We start from the raw sequence: 22,344 nt of genomic DNA, 5'->3' as shown, positions 1-22,344 counted from the left end.
GTGGTCCAGCTCGACCACCGCGACTCCTGCGGGATTCGGATCGCCCGGAGGCTCAGCCGAAGTGGCGCGGCAGCACGGCGCCGTTCACCGAGCGCAGCTCGTCCAGCGGCAGCATGAAGAGGCCCTGCACCTCGACCGCGGGGGTCGCCGCGTCGGTCACGCCGATGCGCAGCACCGGGTAGCCCCGGCCCTCGCAGAGCCCGCGGAACTTCACGTCGTCCTCGCGCGGCACCGACACGAGCACGCGGCCGGTCGACTCCGAGAACAGCGCGGCCGTCGCGTCGACGCCGTCGCGCTCCATCAGCTCGTCGAGCCAGATGCGCGCCCCGACGCCGAAGCGCAGCGCCGACTCGGCCAGCGCCACCACGAGCCCGCCGTCGGCGAGGTCGTGGGCGGAGGCGATGAGCGACTCCTTCGCGCCCGCCGAGATCAGCTCAGCCAGCGCGCGCTCGGCGGCCAGGTCGAGCTGCGGGGGCAGCCCGCCGAGGTGGTCGTGGATGGTGCCGGCCCACGCGGAGCCGTCGAGCTCGTCGCGGGTGGTGCCGAGGAGGTAGAGGTTGTCGCCCTCGTCCTGCCAGCCGGAGGGGATGCGGCGCGCGACGTCGTCGATCACGCCGAGGACGCCGACGACCGGGGTCGGGAAGATCGGCACGTCGCCGGTCTGGTTGTAGAACGAGACGTTGCCGCCGGTGACGGGGATCTCGAGCTCGAGGCAGGCGTCGGCGAGCGCGCCCACGGCCTCGCGGAACTGCCACATCACCTCGGGGTTCTCGGGGCTGCCGAAGTTGAGGCAGTCCGAGACGGCGACCGGGGTCGCTCCGGTGACGGCGACATTGCGGAACGCCTCCGCCAGCGCCAGGCGGGCGCCCTGTGCCGGGTCGAGCTGGCACCAGCGCCCGTTCGCGTCGGTCGCGACCGCGAAGCCGAGGCCCGACTCCTCGTCGACGCGGACCATGCCGCCGTCGTCGGGGTAGCTGAGCGCGGTGTTGCCGAGCACGTAGCGGTCGTACTGCGAGGTGATCCAGCTCTTGTCGGCGAGGTTCGCCGAGCCCAGGAGCGCCAGGGTCTCGGCGCGAAGCGCGTCGCCGCCGGTCGAGCGGGGCAGGCGGGAGGAGGAGTCGGCCTGCAGCGCGTCGAGCCAGGAGGGGTACTCGATCGGGCGCTCGTAGACCGGGCCGTCGACCGCGACGGTGCGCGGGTCGACGTTGACGATCTCCTCGCCGTGCCAGTTGATGATGAGGCGGCCGGAGTCGGTGACCTCGCCGAGCACGCTGGTCTCGACGTCCCACTTGCCGACGACCTCGAGGAACGCGTCGAGCTTCTCGGGTGTGACGACGGCCATCATCCGCTCCTGCGACTCCGACATGAGGATCTCCTCCGCCGTGAGCGAGGGGTCGCGCAGCAGCACCGAGTCGAGCTCGATGAACATGCCGCCGTCGCCGTTGGAGGCCAGCTCCGAGGTGGCGCACGAGATGCCCGCGGCGCCCAGGTCCTGGATGCCCTCGACGAGGTCCTTGCGGAACAGCTCGAGGCAGCACTCGATGAGCACCTTCTCGGCGAACGGGTCGCCGACCTGCACCGCGGGGCGCTTGGTCGGTCCGCCGTCGGCGAAGGTGTCGGAGGCGAGGATCGACGCGCCGCCGATGCCGTCGCCTCCGGTGCGCGCCCCGAACAGCACGACCTTGTTGCCGACGCCGCGGGCGTTCGCGAGGTGCAGGTCCTCGTGGCGGAGGACGCCGACGGCCAGCGCGTTGACGAGCGGGTTGCCCTGGTAGACCGAGTCGAAGTAGGTCTCGCCGCCGATGTTCGGCAGGCCGAGGCAGTTGCCGTAGAAGGAGATGCCGGCCACGACGCCGTGCACCACGCGCGCGGTGTCGGGGTCGTCGATCGCCCCGAAGCGCAGCGCGTCCATGACCGCGACCGGCCGGGCGCCCATCGAGATGATGTCGCGGACGATGCCGCCGACCCCCGTCGCCGCACCCTGGAAGGGCTCGATGTAGCTCGGGTGGTTGTGGCTCTCGATCTTGAAGGTGACGGCCCAGCCCTCGCCGACGTCGACCACTCCGGCGTTCTCGCCCATGCCGACCATGAGGTTCTTCTTCATGGCGGGGGAGACCTTCTGCCCGAACTGGCGGAGGTACATCTTCGACGACTTGTAGGAGCAGTGCTCGCTCCACATCACCGAGTACATCGCGAGCTCGCCGCTCGTGGGGCGGCGGCCGAGGATCTCGCGGATGCTCGCGTACTCGTCGGGCTTGAGTCCGAGGGCCGCGTAGGGCTGCTCCCGCTCGGGCGTCGCCTCCGCGTTCGCAGTGGTGTCGGGAACGGCGGTGCGGCTGTCTGCCATGTGCTGGAGGCTCCAGGGGAGGGGGACGGGATGCGCGTCGATCCTACCCGCCGCGGTCGCCGCGGCCCGGGCCCTCCGGTGGAGCGGTGCGGGCACCGGCGCCTAGGATCGGGCGGGTGAAGCGGGCGGCTCTGATCGGGACCGTGCTGTGGGGGCTCTACCAGTGCTTCGGGAACCTCGGAGCGGCGAACATCTCGTCGGACGAGCCCGTGTACCTCGCCGCGGGCTGGGACTACCTGCACGGCGACGTGAGCGCGAACCTCGAGCATCCGCCGACGGCGAAGTACCTGATCGGGCTCGCGCAGGTGCTGCTCGGCGAGGGGCTGCTCGCGGGCAGGATCGCCGCCGGCGCGGCCGCGTTCCTCACCGGGGTGGTGCTCTGGCTCTGGTTCCGGCGCGAGCTAGGCCCGACGCTCGCGCTCGTCCCGGCCGGCCTGTTCCTCCTCCTCCCGCGCACCGCCGTGGGCGCCGGCACCCGGATCGACCGCCTCGCGCTCCTGGAGCCGTTCATGGTGCTCTTCGCCGTCGCGGCGATGGCGGCGGCGTGGACCTGGTCGCGCGCCTCCCCGGGCAGGCGGAGCGGATGGCTGATCGCGCTGGCCGGTGCGCTGCTGGCGCTGTCGGTCACCTCGAAGCTGACCACCGCGGTCCTCGCGCCCGTGCTCCTGCTGCCGCTGCTGTGGTCGGGGAGCAGGGCCCGGGCTCTGCGGGGCGGCCTCGCCCTCTCCGTCGCGTTCGTCGTCACCGGGGTGCTCGCCTACCTGCCGGTGCACCCGGTCGAGGCGGTCCGGTACCTGCTCGAGTTCCAGTCCGAGCACAACGCCGACGGCCACCTGATCGAGGTCGCCGGGACCGCGTACGTCTTCCCTCCGTGGTGGGCGAACCTCTGGTTCATGGTCGTCGGCATCGGGCCGGCGGCGCTCGCCGTGCTGCTCCTCGGGACCCTGCTGGCCCTGCTCGCTCCACGGCGCCGCGCGCTGGTGCTCTACCTGGGCGCCGCGACGCTGCTCCTCCTCGTGTTCCACCTGGCGATCAGCTCGGTCGCGCTGCCGCACTACTACGCGGCGTGGGCGTGGCTCCTCTGCGCGCTGGCGGGCGTCGGCATGGCGGAGGCGCTGCGCGGCGGGATCGTGCTGCCCGCACCCCTCGCCCGCGGCGCCGGCGCGGTGCTGCTGGCCGCCTCCCTCGTGATCGCGATCGCCACCTCGGCGGGGATCGCCCAGGAGCGGCCGACCGGAATCGCGCGGGTGGCCGACGTGCTGCGCGAGCGCGGCCTCGACGGCGGCCTGGTCCTCGCGCAGGGCATGTCCTCGGGCGTTTACGTGCCCTACATCGGCGACCGGGTGACGACCGATCCGTCGTCCGCCGGGATCGTCGCCATCGCGATCGAGCGGTCGGCGCGCTTCCCCGTCGATCCGCGCGTGTCCGCCTACCTCGAGTCAGCGCGGCCCGAGACGGTGCGGCTCGACGACCTCACCCTCGTGCTGGTCGACGGACCGCTGCCGTGACCGCTCACTTCGAGCGGCAGGCCCCCGGATCGACGGCGTCCGTCAGCGAGGCGGCCTGCTCGACCACGGGAGTGAGGACCGAGAGCGGGATGGCGTAGCCGACGTTGTCGACGGAGGCGGCCTTGCCGAAGACGACGCCCGACACGGTGCCCTCGAGAGAGAGCAGCGGGCCGCCCGAGTTGCCCTGGTTGACGACGGCGGCGAGGGTCAGCACCTCCCGTGAGGTCGGTGCTCCGTCGACCATCAGCGAGACCGTGGCGTCGGAGGAGATCTCGGCCGAGCCGAGGGTCAGCGGGCCGCCGAAGGGGTAGCCCGCGACCACGGCGTCGTCCCCGGCGGCGACGGCGTCGTCGAGCGGGAGCGGGGAGGCGTCGAGCCCGTCGACGGCGATCACGGCGAGGTCGGCGGCCGGGTCCAGGTAGACGACGCGGCCGGTGCGCGGGGCCTCGCCCGGCGCCTCGACGACCGGCTGCGAGACTCCGCCGACCACGTGCGCGTTGGTGATCACGCGGTCGTCCGAGACGACGAAGCCGCTGCCCGTCACTCCGACGTCGCAGGCCCAGGCCGTGCCGGAGACGCGCACGACCGAGCGGGTGGCGGCGGCGACCTCCGGGTCGTCGGTCGAGACGTCCGGGATCGCGGGCGCCTGGGTCGGTGCGTCGAGCGCCTCGACGACCCAGGACGTGCCCTCGTCGACCACGGTCGACTGCAGCTGGGCGAGGAAGGCGCGGACGGGGGAGGGGGTGAGGTCGTCGATCGTGCGGATGACCGTCGATCCGGCGACCGAGGTCGTGACGAGGGGGACGCCGAGGAGGGAGACGGCCGAGGTGACGGCGATCCAGACCAGGCCGGAGATCGCGACGCCGGCGACGCCGCCCGCGAGCCGGTCGAGCAGGCCGAGCTTCACCCGGTCGGCTCCGCGGCCGATGACCGCGCCGAGCGTCGCTCCGATCGCGTAGCCGACGCCCAGCAGCAGCACGGCGGTGCCGATCACGGCGAGCAGGCGCCACTCGCTGCCGGCCGTCCACGACGAGACGGCGGGCACGGCGAACGAGGCGCCGATCGCGCCCGCGACGATCCCGGCGAGACCGCCGAGGGTCCGGAGCAGGCCGCGCCGCAGACCGTCGACGAGCGCGCCGATGAGGCTCAGCACGACGATGACGTCGACGATCACGGATGCACCCACGCGGAACTCCTGCCGGTGTCGGGGACGGGTCCTCCAGCATGACCGACGCGGGATGCGCGGACGCCCGGAGGCGGCTGGCAGTCCGCGGCGGCCGCGGATGCGCGGGGGCGGCGGCGGCGGCGCGGGAGCCGGATACCGCCGGCCGCGCGCTGCCGCCGAGAGGGCGGTGCCGCCGAGAGGGCGGTGCCGCCGAGAGGGCGGTGCCTCCTAGAAGAACGAGATGCAGTACGGCGTCGCGACCGGCGCGAACAGCCGGTCCATCCGCCCCGCCTCGCCCGTGACGCGCGCCAGCCCGGCCTTCACCAGGATCGACGGCCGCACCGAGCCCAGCAGCAGCGAGCCCAGGTCGGCCACGTCCAGCGCGAGCTCGGCCTCGTCCCCGGTGCGCTCCACGGTGGCGGAGCCGCCCGAGGCGGTGAGGCGGTAGCGGCCGTCGGCGAGCCCGAGCCCGTCGGCCACCTCGACCACGACCGAGCCGTCAGCGGTCCACGGCCGAGCCGAGAACGCGGCGGCGACGTCGAGGACCCGCAGCCAGATCAGGTCGCCCACGTGGCTCACCTGCACCACGCGCGCGTCGCGGAGCGCCCAGGTCAGCGGATCGTCCACCGGCGCCATGTCCCAGGTCACCGCGGAGGCGAGGTCGACCGCGCCGAGGTAGCCCCAGAGCGCGAGGTAGGCGTCGGCGCCGGGGGCGACGAGGTCGACGATCTCGAGGGTCTTGTCGTCCTCGGGCCCGACCGCGCGGTAGGTCACGAAGCCGTCGAGCGTCCCCTCCTCGTCGAGGTGGACGGCCGAGCGGACGTCGAGGCCGGGCGTGGTCTCGCCGGACGCGGTGCCGACGGAGTTCGCCTCGTAGCGCGACTGCCGGGTGAGCGAGCCGGGGGTCGACGCCTGGAACGCGGCGAACACCGCGGGGATGCGCGGCTGCAGCCAGCTCGTCGCGACCACCTCGACGCGGCCGGCGGGCTCGGTCTGCAGGCCGAAGCGCGGCCCGGTGTCGACGCGGATGGAGCGCGTGAAGGCCGAGCGACCGAAGCCGAACCGGCGGTAGATGGAGGCCTCGCTCGCCGTGAGCGCGGCGACCGGGGTGCCGGCCTCCTTCGCCAGGCGCAGGTCCTCGGTGATCATCGCGCGCAGGATGCCGCGGCGCCGGTGCGTGGGCCGCACGGTCACCTGCGACACCAGGTGCGCCGGCAGCTCGCGTCCGCCGCCGACCTGCAGGGCCCCGGGGAACGCCGCGTAGGTGCCGACCGGCACGCCCGCGCCGTCGAGCCCCTCGGGGGCGGAGGAGTCGACGACCGCGGTGAGCACGCGCTGGTCGGCGACCATGTGCTCGGCCCAGTCGCGCAGCTTCTCCGGCGTGAACTCCTTCTCGTGGAAGCCCGCGTTGATCGCGGTGGCCCACGCGGCGGTGGCGGCGTCGGGACCGCCCTCGTCGTTCAGGGCGGCGGGGAAGCGGCGGAGGTCGAGACCGGTGAGAGGCATCCGTCCAGCCTATTCACCCGGGGTGCGCGGGGGCTGAACCGGTGCGCGAACGGTCACCGCGACGGGCGCGCCCGTAACGCGGACCGCCGTCAGAGCACGGTCCACCGCTTCTCGAGCGCCGCGTCCACCGCCTCCGCGAGCTCGTCCAGCCGCCGGGAGTCGAGGCGCCCCGGGTCCGCGGCCGCCCTGATCCGGCCGCTCATCGCTGCGATCGCCGAGCGCCGCCGCGGCAGGGTCGCGGTGAACGCGCAGTCGCGCAGCAGCACCAGCAGCTCGCCCGCCCGGCCCTGCGCCTCCGCGAGGACCTCGAGCCGCCGCTCGAACGGCGACTCCGGGACCATCACGCGCAGGAACCCGTCCGGATCCTGGAACGCCGCCGGCGGATCCGGGACCCGCGCGAGCAGCGCCAGTGCGGCGCCCAGCTCGTCCAGACCGCCCTCGTGCGCCAGCTCCCGAAGCCGCGAGTCCACGTCCTCGGCCGGCCCCGCCCCGAGCTCCACCGTCCGCAGCACGAGCGCGTCGAGCCGGCGCTCCTCCTCCTCGCCCGGGACCGACGGAGTCGCCGACCACCACGAGAGCACCGGAGTCGCGGCCACCGCGTGCTCGCCGATCCGCCGCTCCAGCGCGATCAGCAGGTCCTCCCGCGCGGCGAGCGCCACCAGCGCGTCCACGTCGACGTGGAGCAGGGTGCCCGAGGCGGGCGGCGCCACCAGCCGGCGTCCGGAGGGAGGGACGGTCTCCGCCCGCGTCCTCGCCCCGGGGCCGCGCTCGCTCGCCCGCAGGATCTCCTCCTCGAGGGTCCGCCGGGGTCGTCGTCGTCCGCTTCCGCGCGCCATGCCGTCACGCTACCGTCGGCCGCATGACCCGGTTCCTCGCCCTCCTCCGCGGAGTGAACGTCAACGGCCGCACCGTCCGCAGCGCCGAGCTCGCCGAGACGGTCGCCGGGATCGGCGTGGACCGGGTGCGGACGGTCCTCGCGAGCGGCAACGCGGCCTTCGACTCCGACCGCCCGGCCGCCGAGCTGAAGCCCGCGCTCGAGGCGGCGCTCGCCGAGCGGTTCGGCTACGACGCCTGGATCGTGCTCGTGACGCAGGAGGCGCTCGCCGCGGTGCTCACCGCCTACCCGTTCCCGCGGATCGACGAGGAGGCGCATCCGTACGTCGTCTTCGGCTCGGACGAGGAGGCGCTCGACGCCGCGCAGGCCGCGATCGGCGAGCCGGATCCGGCGGTCGAGCTCGTCGCCCGGGGTGCCGGTGTCCTCTACTGGCGCTGCCCGCGCGGCTCCTCGACGGACACGCCGGTCGCGCGGATCCTCGCCCGCTCCGCCTACCGCTCGAGCACCACGACCCGGAACCTGCGCACCGTCGAGAGGCTCGCGACGGCCTGACGTCCGCGGCCGTGGCGGGGCCGTCTCCGGGCTCCGCGAGCGGCACCTCGGGGCGCCTCCGACCTCGGGAGGCGAGGAATCGGGGCTGAGAGCACGCACATTCTTTGGTTAGGCTGTCCTTAGTGCCGGTCCACTCGGACCCTGCGCCGCCTCCCGCACAGCCTCTCGAAAGGGACCCATGCCCCGCGCCACCACGCCCCTCGCCCTGCTCGCCGCCACCGCGCTGACGATCGGCCTCGCCGGCTGCAGCGGCTCGGCCGCCGGAGACGACGCCGCCGCCGACAGCGGCTTCACGCCGATCACGATCGAGCACGCTCTCGGCACCACCACCATCGAGTCGGCGCCCGAGCGCGTGGCGACGGTCAACTGGGCCAACCACGAGGTCCCGCTCGCGCTGGGCGTGGTCCCCGTGGGCATGGCCGCCGCCAACTTCGGCGACGACGACGGCGACGGGCTCCTCCCCTGGGTGAGCGAGAAGCTCGACGAGCTCGGCGCCGAGACCCCCGTCCTCTTCGACGAGACCGACGGCATCGACTTCGAGGCCGTCTCGGACACCGACCCGGACGTCATCCTCGCCGCCTACTCCGGCCTCACGCAGGAGGACTACGACACCCTGAGCGAGATCGCCCCCGTCGTCGCCTACCCCGAGACCGCCTGGGGCACCTCCTGGCGCGACATGATCACGCTGAACAGCGAGGCGATGGGCAGGGCCGACGAGGGCGCCGCCCTGATCACCGAGCTCGAGGGCGAGATCGAGGAGAAGGTCGCCGCGCACCCGCAGCTGGCCGGCACCTCGGCGATGTTCCTCACCCACGTCGACCCGACGGACCTCAGCCAGGTCAGCTTCTACACCTCGCACGACACCCGCCCCGCGTTCTTCGAGGACCTCGGCATGGCCACCCCGGGCAGCATCGCGACCGCCTCCGCCGCGACCGACAAGTTCTCGCTCACGCAGAGCGCCGAGCAGGCCGACGCCTTCAGCGACGTCGACGTGATCGTCACCTACGGCGACGACGAGCTCGTGAGCACCCTCAAGGCCGACCCGCTGCTCTCGCAGATCCCCGCGGTCGCCGACGACGCCATCGTGCGCCTGCCCTCCACGCCGCTCGGCACCGCCGCCAACCCGACGCCGCTCTCGATCTCGTGGGTCCTCGACGACTACCTGGACCTGCTCGACGAGGCCGCCGCCAAGGCCGCGCAGAGCACTCCGGCCGCCTGAGCCGGGACCCGACCCGCGTGACCCTCGCCGCTCCTCCCGCCGCCTCGGGCGTCGCCGCCGTGCGCCGCCCGAGGCGGCTGCGCGCCCTCTGGCTGCTCGCGGCCGTGGCCGTGCTGCTCGCCGCCGCCGTGGTGTCGGTGCTGGTGGGGTCGCGGGAGGTGGCGTGGAGCGACGTGGTCGCCGCGTTCGGCGGGTCCACGGACGGGTTCGCGCAGGCCGCGGTCGCCAAGCGCATCCCGCGCACCGTGCTCGCCGCGATCGCGGGCGCGGCCCTCGGCGTCGCCGGCGTGCTGATGCAGGGGGTGACCCGCAATCCGCTGGCCGACCCCGGCATCCTCGGGGTGAACACCGGAGCCTCGCTCGCGGTCGTGACGGGCATCGTCTTCTTCGGGCTGACGAGCTCCGCCGCCTACGTCTGGGTCGCGATCGGCGGGGCCGCGGTCGCCGCGGTCTTCGTCTACACGGTCGGGTCGCTCGGGCGCGGCGGCGCGACTCCGCTCAAGCTCGCCCTGGCCGGGGCCGCCACCTCGGCCGCGCTGGTCTCGGTGATCAGCGCGATCGTCCTGCCGCGCGCCGACATCGCGGGCGGCATCCGCTCCTGGCAGATCGGCGGAGTGGGCGGCGCCACGTCCGCGAGCATCGCGCAGGTGCTCCCCTTCCTCCTGGCCGGCCTCGTCCTCTGCGTGCTCTCGGCCAAGAGCCTCAACACCCTCGCGCTCGGCGACGAGCTCGCCGCGGGCCTGGGGGAGCGGGTCGCCCTCGCGCGCGGCGGGGCCGCCCTGGGCGCGGTCGTGCTCTGCGGAGCGACGACCGCGGTCACGGGGCCCATCGGCTTCGTCGGCCTGGTCGTCCCGCACGCCTGCCGCCTCCTCGTCGGCGTCGACCACCGCTGGCTGCTGCCGTTCTCGGCGGTGACCGGCGCCGTGCTCCTGATCGCCGCCGACATCGTCGGCCGCGTCGTCGCGCGCCCGAGCGAGATCGACGTGGGCATCGTCACCGCGCTGGTCGGCGCCCCGGTGTTCATCGCGATCGTCCGCCGCCAGAAGGTGCGCGAGCTGTGACCGCGCTGCTCGAGGCGCCCTCCGCCACCGCCCGCGCCGTCGCGGCCGGCCGCCGCCGCCGCGGGGCCCGCCTCCGGATCGTCGTCGCCGTGCTCGCTGTCCTGATCGCGGCCGTCCTCGCCGTCTCCCTGCTGGTCGGCCAGACCGTCTACTCGCCCGACGAGGTGCTGCGCGTGCTCCTCGGCGAGCAGGTGCCGGGCGCGAGCTTCACCGTCGGGCGCCTCCGCCTCCCGCGCGCCGTCCTCGCCCTGCTGGTGGGCCTGTGCTTCGGGCTCGGCGGAGTGAGCTTCCAGACCATGCTCCGCAACCCGCTCGCCAGCCCCGACATCATCGGGATCAGCGCCGGGGCGAGCGCCGCCGCGGCCTTCGCGATCGTGACGCTCTCGCTCGGGGCGGCGCAGGTCTCGGCCCTCGCGATCGTCGCGGGACTCGTGGTCGCCCTGCTCGTCTACGCCCTGTCCTACCGCAGCGGAGTCGCCGGCACCCGGCTGATCCTGATCGGCATCGGGGTCGCCGCGATGCTCGACTCCCTCACCGCCTACGTGCTCTCGCAGGCCGCCGCGTGGGACCTGCAGGAGGCGTCCCGCTGGCTCACCGGGAGCCTCAACGGCGCGAGCTGGAGCGAGGTCGTGCCGGTCCTCGTCGCGGTCGTCGTCCTCACTCCCGTCCTGCTCTCGCGCTCGCGCGACCTCTCCGCCACGCAGCTCGGCGACGACACCGCCTCCGCGCTCGGCATCCGCGTGAACGCCACCCGCCTCGTCGTGATCGTCGCGGCGGTCGGGCTGATCGCCTTCGCGACCGCCGCCGCCGGCCCGATCGCGTTCGTGGCCTTCCTCTCCGGCCCGATCGCCGCCCGCCTGATCGGGCCCGGCGCGTCGCTCCTCATCCCCTCGGCCCTCGTCGGCGCGCTGCTCGTGCTCGTCGCCGACTTCGTCGGGCAGTTCGGGCTGGGCCTGCGCTACCCGGTCGGAGTGGTCACCGGCGTCCTCGGGGCGCCGTACCTCGTCTACCTCATCGTCCGCAGCAACAGAGCGGGAGGCTCACTGTGACCACCGCGCACACCCTGACGGCCGAGGGGGTCACCCTCGGCTACGGCGACCGGACGGTCGTCGACGGCCTCGACCTCGTCGTCCCGCCCGGCCGCATCACCGCGATCGTCGGAGCGAACGCCTGCGGCAAGTCGACGCTCCTGCGCTCGATGTCGCGCCTGCTCGCGCCCCGCTCCGGCGCCGTGCTGCTCGACGGCAGGGCCGTGCACCGGACGCCGGCGAAGCAGCTCGCCCGCACGCTCGGCCTCCTCCCGCAGTCGCCGATCGCCCCGGAGGGCATCACCGTCGCGGATCTCGTCGGCCGCGGCCGCCATCCGCACCAGGGGATGCTGAGCCGCTGGAGCGCCCACGACGACGAGGCCGTCGCGACCGCGCTCGACGCGACCGACACCGCCGCCCTGGCCGACCGCTCCGTCGACGAGCTCAGCGGCGGGCAGCGCCAGCGCGTCTGGATCGCGATGGCCCTCGCGCAGGAGACGGACGTGCTGCTGCTGGACGAGCCGACCACCTTCCTCGACGTCAGCCACCAGATCGAGGTGCTCGACCTGCTCGTCGACCTCAACCGCACCCGCGGGACGACGGTGGTGATGGTGCTGCACGACCTCAACATGGCCGCCCGCTACGCCGACCACCTCGTGGCCATCGCGCACGGCGCGGTGCACGCCTCCGGCACCCCGGCCGCGGTGCTCACCGAGGAGACGGTGCTCGCCGTGTTCGGCCTCGACAGCCGCATCATCACCGACCCGACCTCGGGCACTCCGCTCATGCTCCCCCTCGGGCGGCACCGCCTCGCCCCCGAGCGGATCGACGCCCCCGGCGGCGCGCAGATGACGGACGTGTAAACGGTTCCACACGGCGGCCGGGGGGCGTATACGATACCTGCAGTCCGCGGCGGACGACCGTCATCGGCGGAACCGCCGAACGCCTGCCCCCGATCAGAGGTCCTCCCCGCCGTGACTGCATCCCCGACGCGCCCCGACGCCTCCGCCCTCCGCGGCGTCCGCGCGCTCCTGTTCGACCTCGACGGCGTGCTCACGCCGACCGCCGACGTCCACATGCAGGCCTGGTCGCGGCTGTTCACGGAGTACCTCTCCTCGCGCGGGATCGCCGAGGGCTACACCGACGCCGACTACTTCCGGTACATCGACGGACGCCCGCGCTACGACGGCGTCCGGGCGCTCCTCGCCTCGCGCGGCATCACCCTCCCCGAGGGCGCGCCCGAGGACGACCCGTCGCTCGAGACCGTCTGCGGGCTCGGCAACCGCAAGAACGACGCCTTCAACCGCACCCTCGCCGAGACCGGTGTCGCTCCCTACCCGGGCTCGCTCCGCTTCGTCGACGCCGCGATCGCCGCGGGCGTGCAGGTCGCCGTCGTCACCTCCTCCCGCAACGGCGTGCCGGTGCTCGAGGCGGCCGGCCTCCGCGACCGCTTCGAGGTCGTCGTGGACGGGCTCCTCGCCGCCGAGCGCTCGATCGCCGGCAAGCCCGCGCCCGACACCTACCTCTACGCGGCCGAGCTCCTCGGCCTCCCGGCCGCCGAGTGCGCCGTCCTCGAGGACGCGCACTCCGGAGTCGCGGCAGGCCGCGCGGGCGGCTTCGGCCTCGTCGTCGGCGTCGACCGCGGAGTCGGGGCCGACACCCTGCTCGAGCACGGCGCCGACCTGGTCGTGGACGACCTGGCCGAGCTGCTCCCCTTCCTCCCCACCGCTCCCGCCCCCGAGGACGCCGCATGAACCCCATCACCTCCGACCCGCTCGACCGGAACCGCTTCCCGATCGACGAGTGGGCCCTCGTCGAGACCGAGTTCGCCTCCGAGCTGCAGGGCCGCACCGAGACGCTCTTCGCCACCGGCAACGGCTACCTCGGCCTCCGCGGCAACGTGGAGGAGGGGCGCGACGGCTACGCCTACGGCACCTTCATCAACGGGTTCCACGAGACCTGGCCCATCCGCCACGCGGAGGAGGCGTTCGGCTTCGCCCGCGTCGGCCAGACCATCGTCAACGTGCCGGACGCCAAGATCATCCGCCTCTACGTCGACGACGAGCCCTTCGTGCTGAGCGAGGCCGACGTCCTCGCCTACTCGCGCCGTCTCGACTTCGCGAACGGCGTGCTCACCCGCGAGCTGGAGTGGCGCACCCCCTCCGGCAAGCGCGTCCTGATCCGCTCGCGCCGCCTGGTCTCGTTCACCGACCGGCACCTCGCGATCCTCGACTACGAGGTCGAGATGCTCGACCACGACGCGTCCGTGCTGATCTCGAGCCAGATCCTCAACCGCCAGGACGGCGTCGACGAGTACCACGCCCCCTCCGGCAGCGAGGGGGCCGGCTTCGACCCGCGCAAGGCGGAGTCGTTCGAGGACCGCGTGCTCCAGCCGCGCCTCAAGCGCGTCAGCGGCACCCGCTACCTCCTCGGCTACCGGACCACCAACTCCCAGATGACCGTCGCCTGCGGCGCCGAGCACCAGCTCGAGACCGAGAACGAGTGGGACCAGACCTCCCAGATCGACGACGACCTCGCCAAGCACGTCTACCGCGTGAAGGCCAAGGCCGGCCGGCCGGTCCGCCTGGTCAAGACGCTGACCTACCACACCTCCCGCGGCGTGCCCGTGCGCGAGCTCGCCGACCGCTGCGACCGCACGCTCGACCGCGCCCGCGAGACGCCGGTCGAGGAGCAGTTCGTCAAGCAGCGCGAGTGGCTCGACGACTTCTGGACCCGCTCCGACGTGCAGCTGGACGGCCAGCCCGCCATCCAGCAGGCCACCCGCTGGAACCTCTTCCAGCTCGCCCAGTCCACCGCCCGCACCGACGGCGGCGGAGTCGCCGCGAAGGGCGTCTCGGGCTCCGGCTACGGCGGCCACTACTTCTGGGACACCGAGGTCTACGTCCTCCCGTTCCTCAGCTACACGGCGCCCCTCGTCGCCCGGAACGCCCTGCGCTTCCGGCAGAACATGCTCGAGGCCGCCCGCGCGCGCGCCTCCGAGCTCAACCAGCGCGGCGCGCTCTTCCCCTGGCGCACCATCAACGGTCAGGAGTCGTCGGCGTACTACGCCGCCGGCACCGCTCAGTACCACATCGACGCCGACATCTCCTACGCGCTCATGCAGTACGTGGGTGCCACGGGCGACGACGACTTCCTCGCCCGCGGAGCGATCGACATCCTCGTCGAGACTGCGCGGATGTGGGCCGATCTGGGCTTCTGGCGCAGCAACGGCGACGATCACTTCCACATCCACGGAGTGACGGGGCCGGACGAGTACACGACCGTCGTCAACGACAACCTGTACACGAACGTCATGGCCCGGGCGAACCTCCGCTCGGCCGCACGCGCGGTCGAGCTGCTGAAGGCCGTCGAGCCCGCCGCGTACGAGCGGATGGCCGACCGCCTCGCTCTCGACGAGGGCGAGGTGCTCGAGTGGGCGCGCGCCGCCGAGAAGATGCACATCCCCTTCGACGCGCGGGCGGGCATCCACCCGCAGGACGCGGCCTTCCTCGAGAAGGAGCTGTGGGACCTCGAGAACACCCCGGCGAGCAAGCGCCCGCTGCTGCTGCACTTCCACCCGCTGGTGATCTACCGCTTCCAGGTGCTCAAGCAGGCCGACGTCGTGCTCGCGCTGCTGCTGCAGGGCAACGAGTTCACCGCCGAGCAGAAGCGCGCCGACTTCGAGTACTACGACGCGCTGACCACCGGCGACTCGACCCTGTCGGCCGTCGTGCAGTCGATCATCGCCGCCGAGGTCGGCTACAGCGACCTGGCCCGCCACTACTTCCTGTCGGCGCTGTTCGTCGACCTCGCCGACCTGCACCGCAACACCGCGGACGGCATCCACGTCGCCTCGACGGGCGGCGTCTGGAGCGCCCTCGTCTACGGCTTCGGCGGAATGCGCGACCACGGCGGCCGGATCACGCTCGACCCGCGCCTGCCCGACGACTGGGACCGCCTCGCCTTCCGCATCACCCTCCACGGCACGCGCGTGCGCGTCGAGGTGACGCAGACCGAGGTCCTGCTGACGGTCGAGACCGGCGACTCCGCCGCGATCACCGTCCGCGACGAGCGCGTGCACGTCGCTGCCGGCAGCCCCGTGCGCGTCCCGCTCACGCACCAGGGCCGCCGGCTGCACGGCGCGCCGACCACGTCCGACATCGAGGGCACCCGCCGCTCCGACGGCACCGTGATCACCGCCTCGATCCCCACCATCTCGATGACCCCCGAGCCCGAGGTCCTGACCGGGCCCTGAGCGGCCCCGCGCCACCCGCGCCACCCGCGCACCGAGACACCGCCCGCCCTGCCGAGACACCGCCCGCCCCGCCGAGACACCGCCCTGCCCGCGGTGCCTCGAAGGCAGGGCGATGGCTCGCGCGCTCGGCAGTGCATCGGCACGATTCCCGGCTGTCCCGTGCCGGTGTCTCCGTTCCCAGAAGGCGCTGAGGTGGGGCATCGACGATGGAGGAGCCGCCTCCCGGCGCGCACCTCACGACGAGAGAAGGGAACTCACCATGGCATCTCCCCTCAGCGGTCTCCTCGGAGACCACGCCGACCCGACCGAGGCGCTCGTCTCCCTCTTCGGTGACGGGGCATCGACCACCCCCGCGGCGGTCGCGTCAGCGGTCGACTGGGGTCGCGGCGTGCTCGCCGAGCGCGGCATCGAGCCCCGGAAGCAGGTGGCCGCCATCCACGCCTTCCGGCAGGCGGAGCCCCGCCTGTCCCTCAAGCCGGCGACGTACCTGGCGAAGCTCGTCGCGGCCTGACCCCGCGAACATCGCCCATCACGCACGAGACCCCCGGCCGGAACCGGGGGTCTCGTGCGTCGCGGGCGGGCGGAGCCGCCCGGACCGGATACGTCAGGCGGAGGCGAGCAGCGACTTCAGCGCCGACGTGAAGAACGTCAGCCCGTCCACACCCGAGCGCATCGCGGCGGCCGTGTCGGGCCCGAAGCCCTCCTCGACGGCGTGCTCCGGGTGCGGCATGAGCCCCACCACATTGCCGCGGCGGTTGCTGATGCCGGCGATGTCGTTCATGGAGCCGTTCGGGTTGTGGCCGAGGTAGCGGACGACGACGCGTCCCTCCGCCTCGAGCTCGAGCAGCGTGTCGGCCGAGGCGATGTAGCCGCCCTCGCCGTTCTTCAGCGGGATCGTGATCTCCTGGCCGGGCTCGAAGCCGTTCGTCCAGGCGGTCTCGGTGCTCGCGACCATCAGGCGCTGGTCGCGGCAGACGAAGGATCCGATGTCGTTCGCGATCAGGCCGCCGGGCAGCAGGTGCGCCTCGGTGAGCATCTGGAAGCCGTTGCAGATGCCGAGGACCGGGGTCCCGGCGTTCGCCGCGTCGACGACCTCGCGCATGATCGGGGAGTGGGAGGCGATGGCGCCGCAGCGCAGGTAGTCGCCGTAGGAGAAGCCCCCCGGCAGGACGATCGCGTCGACGCCGTCGAGGTCGTGGTCGCCGTGCCACAGCGCGACCGGCTCCGCACCCGCGAACCGGACGGCGCGCTGGGCGTCGCGGTCGTCGAGCGAGCCGGGGAAGGTGATGACGCCGATCCTCATCGGGCGGCCTCCGCCGGGTAGTGGATCCCGACGACGTCCTCGATCACCGAGTTCGAGAGCATCTCGTCGGCGATGCGCTGCACCGAGGCGCGCACCTCGTCGGTCACCTCGTCGACGGTGATCTCGAAACGCTTGCCCACCCGCACGCCGTGGAGGGCGGAGTGGCCCAGTCGCGCGAGCGCGCCGGCGACGGCCTTCCCCTGCGGGTCGAGCAGCTCGGCCTTGGGCATGACTTCAACGACGATCGTGGGCACCGTGTTCTCCGGAGTCTCGGGGGAGTGCGGTCTTCCGCGCGACCATCGTACCCGCGGGGGTCCCCGCGATCGGCGGCGCTCAGGAGGTCGTGACGCGGATCGCGTTCGCCCAGGGGTCCTCGAAGGCGAGGGTGCGGCCGTCGTCGCGGGTGGCGACTCCGGAGCGGGCCAGCCGCTCGCCGAGCGCGCCGAGATCGTCGGCGCCGGGCACCACGATCTCCACCTGTCCGAGGCCGAGGGCCTGCTGCCGGCGTCCGGCGCCCGCCGAGTTCCAGGTGTTCATCGCCATGTGGTGGTGGTAGCCGCCCGCCGAGACGAAGAGCGCCTGCCCGCCGTACGCGATCGTCGTCTCGAAGCCGAGCCGGTCGACGTAGAACTCCTTCGCGGTGGCGACGTCGCCCACGCTCAGGTGCACGTGGCCGACGGAGGCGCCGCCGAGGCGCGGCTGCGCGATCGACTCCTCGGTGAGGTGCTCCTGCAGGAACGCGTTCGGGTCGAGGAAGAGCGTGCTCATCTCGATCCGCCCGTGCGTCCACGACCACTGCGTGCGGTCGCGGTCCCAGTAGAGCTCGACGCCGTTGTGCTCGGGGTCGTCGAAGTAGAAGGCCTTGCTGACCAGGTGGTCGGAGCTGCCGGTGAAGGAGCCGGGGTGCCGGGTCGCGACGCTGTACACGGCCGCGGCGAGCGCCGCCTCCGATTCGAAGAGGATCGCCGTGTGGAAGAGGCCGGCGCTGCGCGGCGAGGCGTGCACTAGCTCGGGCGCGTGCTGGAGGATCACGGCCGGCACTCCGCCGCGGCCGAGCACCGCGACCGGTCCGTCGTGCGAGAGCAGCTCGAGCGTCACGGCGTCGCGGTAGTAGGCGATCATCCCGTCGAGGTCGGCGACGCGGAGGGTCACCGCGCCCATCGCGGTGTCGGGAGCGAGCAGGTCGGGGGAGGAGGTGGTCACGGTGGAGACGCTACCTGCTTTTGGTTGAAGCTACAACTATTTGGGAAGTCGAGCGCTCATAGGAACCGCATAAGCATCGTCCAGGCGGCGCCGGGAGGCCGGGCGTGGAATGGGAACCGGTCGCCGTCAGGGGCGGCCCCGGCACGAGGACGACACTATGAACGAGCGACACGAATCCGACGAGCGAGAGCTCACCGACCAGCCCGCCACCACCGAGGCGACGGGCGCCGACGAGGTGCGCGCGCTGCGCGCGGACGACCGTCGTCGTCGTCGTCGGGCACTGATCGCCGGCGGCCTCGGCCTCGCCGTGCTGATCGGAGTGACAGCAGGCGGAGTCGCCACCGCCGGCCGCACCGAGGCGGCCTCCTCCGCCTCGGCCGGCGCCGCTACGATCGTCTACCCCGGCGGCTCGCGGGGATCCTTCGGCGGCGGGTACGTGATCGTCCCCTCCTGGGGCGGATCGACGCAGGGCGGATCGACGCAGGGCGGCTCCTCCCCGTACGGCTCGTCGCAGGGCGGCTCCTCCCCGTACGGCTCGTCGCAGGGCGGCTCCTCCGCCTCCGAGCCGGCCACCGGCGCGACCGACGCCGTGGCCGCGAGCACCGCGCAGACCGCCGGGGTGGTCACGATCACCTCCGAGCTCACCTACCAGGGCGCCCGCTCGGCCGGCACCGGCATGATCCTCACCTCCGACGGCATGATCCTCACCAACAACCACGTCGTCGAGGGCGCCACCGCGATCTCGGTCACGGTGGAGTCGACGGGCCGCAGCTACACCGCCCGCGTCGTCGGCACCGACGCGACGAACGACGTCGCCGTCCTGCAGATGGAGGACGCCTCCGGCCTCACCCCCGCCTCGCTCGACACGGACGGGGTCGCTGTGGGCGACACCGTGACCGCCGTCGGCAACGCGGGAGGGACGGGCGACCTGGTCGCCGCCACCGGCACGGTCACCGGTCTCGATCAGCAGATCACGACCCGCTCCGAGTCGGGGATCTCCGCCGAGACGCTGACCGGGCTGATCCAGACGGACGCAGACATCGTCTCCGGCGACTCCGGCGGCCCGCTCGTTGACTCCGCCGGCCGCGTCGTGGGGATGGACACCGCCGCCTCCAGCGGGACGGCCGACATCACCGGCTTCGCGATCCCGATCTCGAAGGCCCTGGACATCGTCGCCACCATCGAGGCGGGCGCCGACACGGCCACCGTCGAGATCGGCTATCCGGCCTTCCTCGGCGTCTCCCTCTCCTCCGGCACCGCGTCGCCGACTTCACGCGCGCTCGCGACCACCGCATCCGGCGCCGTGATCGGCGGAGTCGTCGAGGGCGGGCCGGCCGCGCAGGCGGGCCTCGAGGCGGGGGACGTCGTCACCGCGGTCGACGGGGTCGCCGTCGCCTCGGCCGACCAGCTGTCCGCCTCGCTCGCGCAGCGCGAGCCCGGGGAGTCGGTGACGATCTCGTGGACCGACTCCGCGGGCGCCGCCCGCTCCGCCCAGGTTGTGCTGGTCGAGGGTCCGGTCGCCTGATCGGAGCCTCCGCGTGGCCGCCGGAGCGTTCCCGGCCGTTCACCCGGACGAGCGCGCCACGCCGCCCGTTGTTTTGATCCGCTCAAGACAACTCGGGTAGTGTCCTCGGCATGACGACAGTGGACGAGCGGCTCCGAGCCTCCGGGCTCAAGGTCACCGCCACCCGGCGCGCGGTGCTCCTCGCTCTCGAGGAGCACCCGCACTCCGGGGTGGACGCGGTCCTGGCCCGAGTGCGCGAGGGCCTCCCCGAGGCTTCGGCCCAGGCGGTCTACGGAGTGCTCTCGGCGTTCACCGACGCCGGGATCGTCCGCCGCATCGAGCCGGAGGGCCACCCCCGCCGGTTCGAGCTGCGGGTCGGCGACAACCACCACCACGTGGTGTGCCGGCGCTGCGGGGCCGTGGCCGACGTCGACTGCGTCGTCGGGGAGGCGCCGTGCCTGCATCCGCAGACCGCGAGCGGCTTCGCCGTGGACACCGCCGACGTCACGTTCTGGGGCACCTGCCCCGACTGCCTGGCCCTGGCCCACTGACCGACATCCGCTACACCGCAGCGGCGGGCTCCGTGCCCCTCGCCGACAGGAGGAACATGACCGAGGAACGATTCACCACCACGAACTCCGGAGCACCGGTCGCGAGTGACGACCACTCGCTGAGCGTCGGAGCCGACGGACCCCTCGCGCTCCACGACCACTACCTCGTCGAGAAGCTGGCCCAGTTCAACCGTGAGCGCATTCCGGAGCGGGTCGTCCACGCCAAGGGCGGCGGAGCCTTCGGACGCTTCACCACCACCGCCGACGTCAGCGCCTACACGCGTGCCGCGCTCTTCCAGCCCGGAGTCGAGACCGAGATGCTCGCGCGGTTCTCCACTGTCGCCGGCGAGCAGGGCTCGCCCGACACCTGGCGCGACCCCCGCGGCTTCGCGCTGAAGTTCTACACGAGCGAGGGCAACTACGACCTCGTCGGCAACAACACCCCCGTCTTCTTCATCCGCGACGGCATCAAGTTCCCCGACTTCATCCGCTCGCAGAAGCGCCTGCCCGGCAGCCACCTGCGCGACCACGACATGCAGTGGGACTTCTGGACCCTCTCGCCCGAGTCGGCCCACCAGGTCACATGGCTCATGGGCGACCGCGGCCTCCCCTCCTCGTGGCGGCACATGGACGGCTTCGGCTCGCACACCTACCAGTGGATCAACGCCGCCGGCGAGCGCTTCTGGGTCAAGTACCACTTCAAGACCGATCAGGGCGTCGAGATCCTGAGCCAGGAGCAGGCCGACCAGATCGCCGGTGAGGACGCGGACTTCCACATCCGCGACCTGTCCTCCGCCATCGACCGCGGCGACTTCCCCTCGTGGACGCTGTCCGTGCAGGTCATGCCGTACGAGGACGCGAAGAGCTACCGGTTCAACCCGTTCGACCTCACCAAGGTCTGGCCCCACGCGGACTACCCGCTGATCCAGGTCGGCACCATGACGCTCGACAGGAACCCCGAGAACTACTTCGCGCAGATCGAGCAGGCGGCGTTCGCCCCCTCGAACTTCGTGCCCGGGATCGCGGCAAGCCCCGACAAGATGCTCCTCGCGCGCATCTTCAGCTACGCCGACGCGCACCGCTACCGCGTGGGGACCAACCACGCGCAGCTGCCGGTGAACGCGCCGAAGTCGCCGGTGCACTCGTACTCGAAGGACGGCCCCATGCGGTTCGACTTCCAGAAGTCCGAGGTGCCCGTCTACGCGCCGAACACGATGGGCGGCGCCCACGCCGATCCCGCCCGGGCGGCGGAGTCGGCCGGCTGGGAGACCGACGGCGAGCTGACGCGCGCCGCGGCGACCCTCCACCCGGAGGACGACGACTTCGGTCAGGCGGGGACGCTCTACCGCGAGGTCCTCGACGACGACGCGCGCGCCCGCCTGGTCGCGAACATCGCCGGCCACGTGTCGAAGGTCACCCGTCCGGAGCTGCGGCAGCGCGTGCTCCAGTACTGGGCGAACGTCGACTCGTCGCTCTCGCAGCGCGTCGCCGAGGCGCTCGAGCCCTCGGCTCCCGGTGCGGACGTCTCCCCCGAGGCGGTCGGCATCGGGGCGTAGTCCCGGCATCCCCTCGAGGAGCGCGCGGTACCGGAGCGATCCGGGCCGCGCGCTCCTCGTCGTTTCCGGGGAGGGTCCTTCCACTCGGTGGAGTCGGATCCCGCGCGCGCGGGTGCCCGCCTCGGTCCGATGCAGCCGGCTCGGACCCCGGATCCGCCCGCGGAACCGGGCGCCGACGGGGAGGACCCCTGATCCCGACACGCCCGGGATGTGCGATTTCGGCCCGTCGTTTGACAGCACCGCGATCGCTGCGTAACTTATTCCGAGTCGCCACAAAGGCCGCAGGGAAACGGAAAGAGCAGCAGCTCCTACGTCCCGGCCTCAATCGGGACCATCCACTCGGCAAGACAGCTTTTCGGAGCAGGTCTGCCGCACGGATGTAAAGCCTTCGCAGGATTCCTCGGATCCAGCAACTTCGCCGCCCGGCGCAGGACTCAGGTCCTGAACCGAGCAACGTCGGAGCGCCTATGAGCGTGACGGCATCGCGAAGAAGCCGGATTTGACACGGCCTGCGGATGTGCTAACTTATACAAGTTGCCACGGCGACAGGGAGAAAGAAACTTCTCCTAGTCTACCGAGAAGACGCGTATGACGCAAGCAACATTATCTTCGATCACTTTCGTTGTGAAGCACCGTTCTGGTGTGGAGGCGGGATGTGTCCGATTCTTGAGAACTCAACAGCGTGCACTATGTTCAATGCCAATTTTATACCCCGGCCTTGATCTTCGGATCGGGTTGGGATTCCTTTGGA

General features: G+C 72.7%; 19 protein-coding genes. 12 read left to right on the top strand and 7 right to left on the bottom strand.

All coding sequences use genetic code 11. The annotated features are described in order from the left end of the window. Positions 1–52: 52 nt before the first annotated feature. Positions 53–2,347 (bottom strand): phosphoribosylformylglycinamidine synthase subunit PurL, encoded by a 2,295-nt coding sequence (purL, locus tag C5C25_RS11315; RefSeq protein ID WP_104250658.1) that lies wholly within the window; start codon positions 2,345–2,347, stop codon positions 53–55. 116 nt (positions 2,348–2,463) lie between these two features. On the opposite strand from purL, the gene C5C25_RS11310 reads away from it, so the two are divergent. Then, positions 2,464–3,855, top strand: coding sequence for a glycosyltransferase family 39 protein (locus C5C25_RS11310; RefSeq protein ID WP_181133690.1), 1,392 nt, complete (start codon positions 2,464–2,466; stop codon positions 3,853–3,855). Positions 3,856–3,859: 4 nt separating this feature from the next. Here C5C25_RS11310 and C5C25_RS11305 read toward each other — a convergent pair whose 3' ends face one another. From C5C25_RS11305 to C5C25_RS11295, 3 genes are all read right to left on the bottom strand, one after another. After that, on the bottom strand, positions 3,860–5,041 hold the full coding sequence (locus tag C5C25_RS11305) for a MarP family serine protease (RefSeq protein WP_244230541.1): 1,182 nt from the start codon (positions 5,039–5,041) through the stop codon (positions 3,860–3,862). A 207-nt stretch (positions 5,042–5,248) separates the two neighbouring features. Next, entirely contained in the window at positions 5,249–6,526 is a 1,278-nt protein-coding gene (locus C5C25_RS11300; RefSeq protein WP_104250656.1) for a GNAT family N-acetyltransferase, read from the bottom strand. Positions 6,527–6,615: 89 nt separating this feature from the next. Beyond that, entirely contained in the window at positions 6,616–7,362 is a 747-nt protein-coding gene (locus C5C25_RS11295) for a DUF2254 family protein (protein WP_104250655.1), read from the bottom strand. Between the two features lie 23 nt (positions 7,363–7,385). Here C5C25_RS11295 and C5C25_RS11290 point away from each other — a divergent pair, with 23 nt between their 5' ends. The 8 genes from C5C25_RS11290 to C5C25_RS11255 all read left to right on the top strand — a co-directional run bounded on the left by C5C25_RS11290 (position 7,386) and on the right by C5C25_RS11255 (position 15,987). Then, positions 7,386–7,913 carry a DUF1697 domain-containing protein gene (locus C5C25_RS11290; protein WP_104250654.1) on the top strand — a complete coding sequence of 176 codons (528 nt, stop codon included), beginning with the start codon at positions 7,386–7,388 and terminating at the stop codon, positions 7,911–7,913. Between the two features lie 178 nt (positions 7,914–8,091). Beyond that, positions 8,092–9,132: an iron-siderophore ABC transporter substrate-binding protein gene (locus C5C25_RS11285; protein WP_104222743.1), complete on the top strand. Its 1,041-nt coding sequence runs from the start codon at positions 8,092–8,094 to the stop codon at positions 9,130–9,132. Between the two features lie 17 nt (positions 9,133–9,149). Beyond that, on the top strand, positions 9,150–10,193 hold the full coding sequence (locus tag C5C25_RS11280; protein WP_104222742.1) for an iron ABC transporter permease: 1,044 nt from the start codon (positions 9,150–9,152) through the stop codon (positions 10,191–10,193). Next, on the top strand, positions 10,190–11,242 hold the full coding sequence (locus C5C25_RS11275) for an iron ABC transporter permease (protein WP_258069398.1): 1,053 nt from the start codon (positions 10,190–10,192) through the stop codon (positions 11,240–11,242). The genes C5C25_RS11280 and C5C25_RS11275 overlap by 4 nt, the downstream gene beginning before the upstream one ends. Further along, positions 11,239–12,084 (top strand): ABC transporter ATP-binding protein, encoded by an 846-nt coding sequence (locus C5C25_RS11270; protein ID WP_104222740.1) that lies wholly within the window; start codon positions 11,239–11,241, stop codon positions 12,082–12,084. The genes C5C25_RS11275 and C5C25_RS11270 overlap by 4 nt, the downstream gene beginning before the upstream one ends. A 111-nt stretch (positions 12,085–12,195) precedes the next feature. Further along, positions 12,196–12,975: an HAD family phosphatase gene (locus tag C5C25_RS11265; RefSeq protein WP_104222739.1), complete on the top strand. Its 780-nt coding sequence runs from the start codon at positions 12,196–12,198 to the stop codon at positions 12,973–12,975. Continuing rightward, a complete protein-coding gene (locus tag C5C25_RS11260; RefSeq protein ID WP_104222738.1) occupies positions 12,972–15,476 on the top strand; it encodes a glycoside hydrolase family 65 protein in 2,505 nt (834 codons plus the stop codon). Before C5C25_RS11265 ends, C5C25_RS11260 begins: the two co-directional genes overlap by 4 nt. Before the next feature lie 259 nt (positions 15,477–15,735). Further along, positions 15,736–15,987 (top strand): hypothetical protein, encoded by a 252-nt coding sequence (locus tag C5C25_RS11255; protein ID WP_104250653.1) that lies wholly within the window; start codon positions 15,736–15,738, stop codon positions 15,985–15,987. A 93-nt stretch (positions 15,988–16,080) separates the two neighbouring features. Here C5C25_RS11255 and purQ read toward each other — a convergent pair whose 3' ends face one another. The 3 genes from purQ to C5C25_RS11240 form a co-directional block, all read right to left on the bottom strand. Continuing rightward, a complete protein-coding gene (gene purQ, locus C5C25_RS11250) occupies positions 16,081–16,779 on the bottom strand; it encodes a phosphoribosylformylglycinamidine synthase subunit PurQ (protein WP_104222737.1) in 699 nt (232 codons plus the stop codon). Continuing rightward, positions 16,776–17,033: a phosphoribosylformylglycinamidine synthase subunit PurS gene (purS, locus tag C5C25_RS11245; RefSeq protein ID WP_104222736.1), complete on the bottom strand. Its 258-nt coding sequence runs from the start codon at positions 17,031–17,033 to the stop codon at positions 16,776–16,778. Before purS ends, purQ begins: the two co-directional genes overlap by 4 nt. A gap of 79 nt (positions 17,034–17,112) precedes the next feature. Next, complete coding sequence (locus tag C5C25_RS11240) at positions 17,113–17,940, bottom strand: VOC family protein (protein WP_104239376.1); 828 nt, start codon at positions 17,938–17,940, stop codon at positions 17,113–17,115. A gap of 199 nt (positions 17,941–18,139) precedes the next feature. Between C5C25_RS11240 and C5C25_RS11235 the strand changes: the two genes are divergently transcribed. The 3 genes from C5C25_RS11235 (at position 18,140) to C5C25_RS11225 (ending at position 21,593) form a co-directional block, all read left to right on the top strand. After that, positions 18,140–19,507: a S1C family serine protease gene (locus C5C25_RS11235; protein ID WP_104250652.1), complete on the top strand. Its 1,368-nt coding sequence runs from the start codon at positions 18,140–18,142 to the stop codon at positions 19,505–19,507. A gap of 110 nt (positions 19,508–19,617) precedes the next feature. Beyond that, positions 19,618–20,037, top strand: coding sequence for a Fur family transcriptional regulator (locus C5C25_RS11230; RefSeq protein WP_104222735.1), 420 nt, complete (start codon positions 19,618–19,620; stop codon positions 20,035–20,037). A gap of 56 nt (positions 20,038–20,093) precedes the next feature. After that, complete coding sequence (locus tag C5C25_RS11225) at positions 20,094–21,593, top strand: catalase (protein ID WP_104222734.1); 1,500 nt, start codon at positions 20,094–20,096, stop codon at positions 21,591–21,593. The last annotated feature ends 751 nt before the right edge of the window (positions 21,594–22,344 follow it).

The organism is Rathayibacter sp. AY2B9 (genome assembly GCF_002931595.1).
Classification (GTDB): domain Bacteria; phylum Actinomycetota; class Actinomycetes; order Actinomycetales; family Microbacteriaceae; genus Rathayibacter.
This window is presented reverse-complemented; position numbering and strand designations above follow the sequence as displayed.

What these genes read in the sequence shown, in the direction of transcription:
- C5C25_RS11290 (WP_104250654.1), top strand. Translation starts at nt 7,386, where the DNA reads ATGACCCGGTTCCTCGCCCTCCTCCGCGGAGTGAACGTCAACGGCCGC.
- C5C25_RS11285 (WP_104222743.1), top strand. Translation starts at nt 8,092, where the DNA reads ATGCCCCGCGCCACCACGCCCCTCGCCCTGCTCGCCGCCACCGCGCTG.
- C5C25_RS11230 (WP_104222735.1), top strand. Translation starts at nt 19,618, where the DNA reads ATGACGACAGTGGACGAGCGGCTCCGAGCCTCCGGGCTCAAGGTCACC.
- C5C25_RS11260 (WP_104222738.1), top strand. Translation starts at nt 12,972, where the DNA reads ATGAACCCCATCACCTCCGACCCGCTCGACCGGAACCGCTTCCCGATC.
- C5C25_RS11240 (WP_104239376.1), bottom strand. Translation starts at nt 17,940, where the DNA reads ATGGGCGCGGTGACCCTCCGCGTCGCCGACCTCGACGGGATGATCGCC.
- C5C25_RS11300 (WP_104250656.1), bottom strand. Translation starts at nt 6,526, where the DNA reads ATGCCTCTCACCGGTCTCGACCTCCGCCGCTTCCCCGCCGCCCTGAAC.
- C5C25_RS11255 (WP_104250653.1), top strand. Translation starts at nt 15,736, where the DNA reads ATGGCATCTCCCCTCAGCGGTCTCCTCGGAGACCACGCCGACCCGACC.
- C5C25_RS11225 (WP_104222734.1), top strand. Translation starts at nt 20,094, where the DNA reads ATGACCGAGGAACGATTCACCACCACGAACTCCGGAGCACCGGTCGCG.
- C5C25_RS11235 (WP_104250652.1), top strand. Translation starts at nt 18,140, where the DNA reads ATGAACGAGCGACACGAATCCGACGAGCGAGAGCTCACCGACCAGCCC.
- purL (WP_104250658.1), bottom strand. Translation starts at nt 2,347, where the DNA reads ATGGCAGACAGCCGCACCGCCGTTCCCGACACCACTGCGAACGCGGAG.
- purQ (WP_104222737.1), bottom strand. Translation starts at nt 16,779, where the DNA reads ATGAGGATCGGCGTCATCACCTTCCCCGGCTCGCTCGACGACCGCGAC.
- C5C25_RS11295 (WP_104250655.1), bottom strand. Translation starts at nt 7,362, where the DNA reads ATGGCGCGCGGAAGCGGACGACGACGACCCCGGCGGACCCTCGAGGAG.